The sequence below is a fragment of the Curtobacterium oceanosedimentum genome (genome assembly GCF_020297365.1).
Lineage (GTDB): Bacteria > Actinomycetota > Actinomycetes > Actinomycetales > Microbacteriaceae > Curtobacterium.
Window position 1 is genome coordinate 1 of the sequence record NZ_JAIXIG010000062.1, and the last position, 1,086, is coordinate 1,086.

A 1,086-nucleotide genomic window follows, 5' to 3' on the forward strand; every position below is an offset into this window, starting at 1 on the left:
TGCGGGGGCGGGGCCTGCGGCTCCTTCTTCGCCCGTTCGAGAGGGGGATGCTGCTGCGATGTCCGCCGAGTGGGCGTTCTCTGCTGCGCTCATGCACTCACCCTGGCATCGCGGCCTGTGACGGCGAGCAGCCGGACCTGCAGGGGAGCGTCGTCATCGACGTCGACCGGGGCGGCGTAGAGCCCGGTCGCGGCGAGGTCCTCGATCTGCGGCTCGAAGTACTCCCACACCGCCTGCACGAGTTCGGCCGGCAGCGTGTCGTCGGTGGCCGTCGCCCGCGCGAGGTCCCACGTGTGGATCGTGATGTCGCTGGTCTGCTCGGCGAGGTACTGCGCCGCGGGCACCACGTCCGTGCTGAGGTGCACGGGGACGTCCTTGGGGGCGTTCCGCCAGGCGTTGGTGGCGGCGGTGGAGAACCGGTGCCACTCGGCCACGAGATCGTCACCGATGGGCTCGACGTCGGCCTCGGCCTGGGCGTAGTCGCACCCCGTGAGGAGCTTCGGGATCCACCGCTGCTCATCGACGACGTGGGCGACGAGGTCGTGCGTGGTCCACTCCGAGTCGGGAGTCGGGGCGTCCCAGTCGGTGACGGCGGCGACGCGGCGGCCGAACTCGGCGACCGCGAGGGCCTGCAGCGCGATCCAGTCGGTGGCCATGATGGTGCTCCTGTTCGTCGGACGTACGGGTGATCCGTGCAACCTGCTCTGCCAGAGGGCGATTCCCGCGCGAGGCTGCGGAGCAACGGTAGCCCGGGGTCGGGTGCGTCGGGCAAGTCAGTTCTCGGACAGCGGGTGCCGCGGACGACGAGCGGGTGGAGCGGGGCTGGGCTGGGCGGCGGTGGTGCTTGGGCGGGGCGGCGGTGCGATGGTGCTTGGCCGGGGCGGGGGTGCGTTCGGTCGGCCGCGAGCGGGCGGAAGCTGCGGCCGATCCTGGCGGGCAGGTGCCGCATTGGCGCGTTGGGGTGGTTCCGCGACGGCAGGGTCGGGCGCGGTGCAGGTCGTCGCGGGGTCACCGTGTCGTCGCGGGGAGCTGGCGTGTCGGGTTGCTGCGAGCGGGCGTATTGCGTGGGGCGCGGACGGCTGGGCC

At 72.7% G+C, this 1,086-nt stretch carries 1 protein-coding gene; it reads right to left on the reverse strand.

Translation table 11 applies throughout. The annotated features are described in order from the left end of the window. Positions 1–89 precede the first annotated feature (89 nt). The gene (locus LEL83_RS15755) at positions 90–656 is read right to left on the reverse strand and encodes a TIGR03086 family metal-binding protein (RefSeq protein WP_225559530.1); all 567 of its coding nucleotides are present in this window, start codon (positions 654–656) and stop codon (positions 90–92) included. Positions 657–1,086 lie beyond the last annotated feature (430 nt).